Origin of the sequence: Peptoniphilus sp. BV3C26 (assembly GCF_000478985.1) — a bacterium.
Taxonomy (GTDB): Bacteria; Bacillota; Clostridia; order Tissierellales; family Peptoniphilaceae; genus Peptoniphilus_B; species Peptoniphilus_B koenoeneniae.
Genome location: NZ_AWXB01000026.1, coordinates 1 through 6,526 on the forward strand (window position 1 = coordinate 1; position 6,526 = coordinate 6,526).

The window sequence follows — 6,526 nt, forward strand, 5'->3', positions numbered from 1 at the left end:
GATTATTCGTAAGGTAGCAAAGACTGAGGCTAAAGATAAAGAGACTCAGACAGAAGACGAAAAGCCGAAACAGGATGAAAGCTCGCAGACGAAAACTCCAAAGACGGAAGATAAATCAACGCAGACAGAGCTTTCTAAAAATGATATTTCCAAAATGGAAAAAGATACTAAGGAGCTTCAGGAAAAACTTGATAAGTTAAATGGTGAAATCAAGGATAAAGACAAACTAAGCAATAAGCAGAAAGAAAAAATCAAAGACCTTGAAGATGAGATTGAAAGCTTGAAAGAAAAAATGAAAAAAGATAAGGAAAATAAGGGCTTATCAGAAGACATGAAGAAGGAAATGGATAAGCTGAATAAAAAGATTAAAGAGCTTGAGGAAAAGGCAAATGAAGCAAACAAGGCTCCCGTAATATCTAATCCGCCTGCACTGAACAGTCCTATTTCCGGAATTAAGAAAAACTCAGGCATTTCAAATCAAACACCTGTAAACAACACAGGAAAAAGCACAACTACACAGGCGAGTTCAGAAAATACTGTAAAAGATACAAGTAATTCTGAAACGAAAGAGAAAGATATTCGCTATCCTAATAAGCTGACACCGAAAGCTCCTGCCAATAACAATCAGGATTCATCTATGGACGGGACAAGTAAGACTGTAAATACCAATAAGGGAGTAGCTTCTGCTCCGTCAAAGGCAAGAGGAACCGTTACGGAAAATAAGGACAATGCGAATAAGGACTATCCTATTCATCACGGGGATAGCGGTGATAACAAAGAAACGGATCTGTATTCTGCTGATGCAAGACAGTTTATTACCTTTCAAACGAAAAACGGTAAGACCTTCCATCTCATCATCAACCACGATGAGACACAAGAAAATGTAATGCTTTTAACGGAAGTATCTGAAGATGATCTTCTAAATATGGTTGAAAAGAAAGAGGCTCCGAAGCAGGAGATTAGCAAAGAGGAGCCAACTAAGGAAGAAGTAAAGCCTGAGAAAAAAGAAGAAAAGAGTAATTTAGGAACATACATTATTCTGCTTCTTGTTATAGGCGGAGCATTAGGAGCAGGTTATTACTTTAAGGTCGTAAAAAAGAAAGAGGATAAGGAGCTTGAAGCATTAGAGGAGGAAGATGATGATTTCTTTTCGGAAGCAGAAAGTGAGGAAGAAATAGGAGAAGCAGAAGTTGAAGATGAAGAATAAATGCATCTTAAAATATATTGTTATGGGTGCAAACGCAGGGCGGGAGAGTAAAATCTTTCGCCCTTTTACAATGAAAGCAGGAGGAAAAATATACATGGAACATATACTTGTGATAGCAGAAAAACCGAGTGTAGCTATATCAATTGCAAAGGTAATAGGAGCTACAAAAAAGAAAGATGGATACTATGAGGGAAATGGATATAAGGTATCTTGGTGCGTAGGTCATCTAATTCAGATGGCAAATCCGGACGCTTATGATGGAAAATACGCTAAGTGGAATATATCGGATTTACCGATTATTCCGAAGCAGTACAAATTTGAAGTGGCAAAGGCTACAAAAAAGCAGTTCAATATCCTTAAAAAACTGATGAATGATAAGGAGATTGATACAGTTATCAATGCGTGCGATGCGGGAAGAGAAGGAGAAAGTATTTTTCGACTGGTATATAACGAAGCTAAATGCAAAAAGAAAATGCAGCGTCTTTGGATTTCGTCAATGGAAGATAGTGCTATCAAAGAGGGATTTTCCAATCTAAAGAATGGTGAAGATTACGATAAGCTCTTTGAATCGGCACAGGCAAGAGCTATTGCAGACTGGCTTGTCGGAATGAATATCAGTAGGCTCTATTCTTGCCTGTATAAGCAAAATTACAGTGTCGGGAGAGTGCAAACCCCAACACTTTACATGATTGTAAAAAGAGATGAAGAAATAAGTAATTTTAAGAAAGAAAAATACTACACCGTAGAGCTTTCTATGAACGGATTTACATTATCGACAGACAAAATTGGTGATGAAATAACCGCAGAGCAGCTTATTAATTTAATAGGCGATAATATTGAAATAACTGATGTCATTCAAAAAGAAAAGATTACAAAGCCGGATTTACCCTTTGACCTGACAACACTTCAAAGAGAGTGTAATAAATATTTTGGATATTCAGCAAAGCAGACGCTTGATTATGCTCAAAGCCTATATGAAAAGAAACTAATTACCTATCCAAGAACAGACAGCAGATGCTTAACGGAAGATATGATTGTAAGTACGGTCAATAACATTTTAGGAAAAAATGATTTTGATACAGAGCGTATCAAGACGGTATTTAACTCAAAAAATGTTACGGATCATCACGCTATTATTCCGACAGTAAGCTCGTTAAGTGAAGATTTATCGAGTATCCCCGATAGTGAAGCGAAGGTATATAGGCTTATTTCTAATAAGCTTCACGCAAGTGTAGGTTATCCATTAGTGGAAAACACAACGAAGATTGTAGCTGAATTTGACGGATTTGAATTTACAAGTTCAGGAAGGGTAATTAGAGACGAGGGCTTTAGCAAATACCTCAAAGAATACAAGTCCAAGAAGAATGAGTTCATAGAGCTTCCTGATGTGAGCATTGGTGATGTTTTAAGCATTGAAAATAAAGAGATTAAAGAAAAATTTACTCAACCACCGAAACACTTCACTGAAGATACGCTTCTAAAGTCTATGGAGATTGCAGGAAATGAAGCCTTAGAAAAAGGTGTAGAAGTGGAAAGAAAGGGACTTGGAACACCTGCAACAAGGGCAGGAATTATTGAAAACTTAATCTATAAGGGTTTTGTCGAAAGAGATAAGAAAAATTTGATTGCCACGCATAAGGGGATCAGCCTTGTAACAATAGTATCCGATACCTTTAAGTCAGCGGAAACAACTGCAAAGTGGGAAATGGAATTAGCGGATATTGCCAAAGGGAAATCTTCCAAAGAAAAATTCTTGAAAGATATTGAAAGCGAGATACAGGAGGCGGTTTTAAAATATCGCAAGTAAGTGCCTGCTGATTTCAGAGTGGAGAAAATCCTCTGGAAATGGTATAATATACAAATAAAGATTTTGAAAAGAGGAGGTATTATGCAGCTTTTAGATATAAAAAGAATGGCTCATAACATTCTTGAAAATCAAAACATAGAAAGCAGTTTTATCGAATATAAAAAGTCGGCAAATTTTAAAGATAAAATTCTAAAAACTGCTTGTGCCTTTGCCAATAACTATATGAACAATGAGATAGGCTTGTTGTTTGTTGGTATTGAAGAAGTCGATGATAAAGAAACGGGAGAAAAAGCAATTCCTAAAAGACCGATTGAAGGGATAAAGGAAGCAAAATTAGAGGGAATAGAAAATGAACTTAAATCGCTCCTTGCCAATATTCATCCTAAAATCAACTATCACATTATTACGGATCAAATTGATGATGAATACTATATCGTAGTTGCGGTAGAAAGTGGTAGTAACGGTCCGTTTCAAACAAGTGAAAGGGCAGAAAAAGATAAAGATATTCGATTAAAGGCAGGAAGATATATTAGAGTCGGTAGAGATTCAAGGCTTCCAAATCCAACCGAAGAATTTGAACTTTTGAAGAAGTTTGCAAACTTTTCTTTTAGCTCAAACTTGAACGATACAGCTACCATAGATGATTTAAGCTATGAATATATGAAAGAATATTTGCTTCAAACAGGAGCAAAAAAAGATATTAGAGAAATGTCTAAGCTGGATATGGCAAAGAGTATGGGGCTTGTCAGTGAAAGTGAGTATGGCGGTTATAGAGCTAAAAATTTTGCTGTGCTGATGTTTGCAGATACACCAAATAAATTTATTCCAAATGCCCATGTTGAAATCATAAGAGAAATTGATGGAACTGATAAAATGGAATCAAAGAAATTTGATGGCCCGGTTTGGATACAGGCAAAGCAAGTCAGCAAATATTTTGAAGATAATATTATGGCTTCATATACCATAAGGGAAGCGGATAAAATCGAGCATAAGATTGTCTATAACTATCCTCTTACAGCATTTGAGGAACTTGCTACAAATGCCATTTTGCATAAGGAATACGATACGCCTGAATATGTTGGGATATACATTTACAAGGACAGAATTTCTTTTGTGAATCATAATAGACCGCTCCCTCCTGTAACCATTGAGGCTCTTAACAGGGATAGAACTTTTGATCGAAGGCAGTATCTTAACAAAGAACTTAAAGATATGTTCTTTTCACTTAATTTGATAGAGTCTTACGGTTCGGGTATAAGGCGTGCAAAGGATGCACTATTAGAAAATGGTTCTCCTGAGCTTAAGTTTTATCCGGATAATGAAGAAGATAACTATACCAACGCAGTTATGGGTGTGAATAAAGAATTTTTGAAAGAGTTTAATGGTAGCACTACCAAAGAAACTACCAAAGAAACTACCAAAGAAACTACCAAAGAAAAAAACAGCATCCAAGAACAGATAGTGCTTCTTATGAAAGACAATCCAAGTATTACTGCGGAACAGATAGCAAATGAGATTAAAGAAATAACAGCAGATGGAGTGCGATACCATATAAGAAATCTTAAAGCTCATGGAGTTATTAAAAGAGAAGGCTCTACCAAATCAGGTAAATGGATAGTGCTGAAATAGAATAAATAAGATCATAGAACCAAAAGGTGATTAGAGTAAAATCTAACCGCCTTTTTTTGTTTGGAAAAACGAAGGAGGTAAAAATGCGAATAAATGATTTTCATAACATTTTGGAGCTTATAAAACAAGATGTGCTTCATAGTGAAGCAGAGTATCTGAAGCTCTTAAAGGTTGTCGGAAACAATCAAAGATATGACTTTAGAAGTCAATTAAGTATCTATGATAAAAATCCTGAAGCAATAGCTTGTGCCAAGTTTGACTACTGGAGGGAACGTTTTAATCGAACAGTAATGCGAGGACAGAAAGGGATCCCCATTTTAGAGGACTATGGCACATTCAAAAAAGTGGACTATATTTTTGATATAGGTCAGACAGTTTCAAGAAACAGAGATGTCAACGAAGTAAATCTTTGGAAGTTTGACAAAGAAAATCATCAAGATGTGTTAAAGGAAATGATAAAAAGCGAGGGCTATGAGGAAAGTGAAAGCACACTTGAAAACATCTTTTCTTTAAGCAGACTCTACGGTGATGAAAAAATAGATACCTTAATGAATGAACTTAGAGTAGCGGATGAGGATAGAATATCCTTTACCAAGTTTGTAAGGGACTCGATAAGCTATGCGGTAGCGTCAAGATTTAAGTTAGATTATTCGATAGATTACGAGCTTTTAAGAGAGAATTTTCAAAGACTTGACAGCATATCTCTAATGAGTCTTGGTGAAAGCGTATCGGATATTAGCGGAAAGATTATTGATGCGACCATTCAAAAAAGCAAAGAACTTGAGCTTCAAAAAGAAGTTTTAAGAGGAAAAGAAGCGGGATATAATAAGATTAAAGAAGAATTAGAGGAGGTAGAAGAATATGTACTTCGACGAGATGATCAGGGAAGAAATGAAAACGAGCGAGTTCTCCGAAATGGAGAGTACAGACGAGATAATAGAGAAAATCAAGGAGAATACGCTAAACAGCTTGGAGGAAGAGACGGACTTCATAAGGAAGTATCCAAATCCGACCTACGCAGTGATGAGGCTGGAGTTTCTTTCACAGAGCGAGGAGCAGAGCCACTTCGAGATGTTGGTAGACCTATACAAGGAGAAGAAGTTGACAGGACACCTGATGGACATTCAGAAACAGGCGATAGAATTTATGAGAACAGAGAAACCGAAACTGATGGCAGCTTGGAAGATAGAGGACGAGAACAATCCGCAGTATGGGGCGATGATTTCAGCTCTCAAAGAAATGACCATCAAGGAAGTAGTGGAAATCTAAAAGAAAATACTGAGGCAGAGATAAGAGAAGCTGAAAAGGCTTCTTTTTCTTTACCAGAAAATTCCTATGGACAGATAAGCCTTACTATACCACTAACCGAGAATGATATAGATACCGTCCTTATTAACGGAGGAAATCACGATGGCGGGAGACTTCCTGTTATTGCTGAGTTTTCTAAAGGAAAAAGTAATGAAGAATTGGGAAAATACCTCAAAGATACCTTTAAAGGCGGAAACGGGTTTTACATTGATGAAAGAGAAGTATCTTCCTGGTATTCGGATAAAGGCATTCATTTAGCTTACGGAACATCGGCAAGAGAAGATGATACGCATGTTTTAAGTTGGAGTGATGCTGCAAAGAGGATAAACGAACTTCTTAAAAGTGGGGAATTTGCTACAAATGCAGAGCTTTTAGAAGCTCTTGATTATGAAAGAGATCGGATTTCAGAATCTCTATGGTATCTATCTCATGATTTAAGTGAAGAAGGAAAAGAGCAAGGTTATTTTGAACTTTTCGAAAGAGGCGGGGGCTTTCCGGAAGAAACAAAAAGATTATCTGAAGCATTAAAAAATCCTGAATACCTAAAACAAATAATCAAAGAATACAGCAGATTT

3 protein-coding genes and 1 pseudogene are annotated in these 6,526 nt (G+C 36.5%); all 4 read left to right on the forward strand.

Annotated elements, in window-relative coordinates:
- The coding region (locus tag HMPREF1253_RS02530; protein WP_023055190.1) for a CD1107 family mobile element protein at positions 1-1,207 on the forward strand (1,207 nt) is incomplete at its 5' end.
- 94 nt (positions 1,208-1,301) lie between these two features.
- The gene (locus HMPREF1253_RS02535; RefSeq protein ID WP_036739241.1) at positions 1,302-3,014 is read left to right on the forward strand and encodes a DNA topoisomerase 3; all 1,713 of its coding nucleotides are present in this window, start codon (positions 1,302-1,304) and stop codon (positions 3,012-3,014) included.
- Between the two features lie 81 nt (positions 3,015-3,095).
- Positions 3,096-4,643, forward strand: coding sequence for a helix-turn-helix domain-containing protein (locus HMPREF1253_RS02540; RefSeq protein WP_023055187.1), 1,548 nt, complete (start codon positions 3,096-3,098; stop codon positions 4,641-4,643).
- Positions 4,644-4,726: 83 nt separating this feature from the next.
- A pseudogene (locus tag HMPREF1253_RS02545) lies at positions 4,727-6,526 on the forward strand (conjugal transfer protein); the annotation flags it as partial.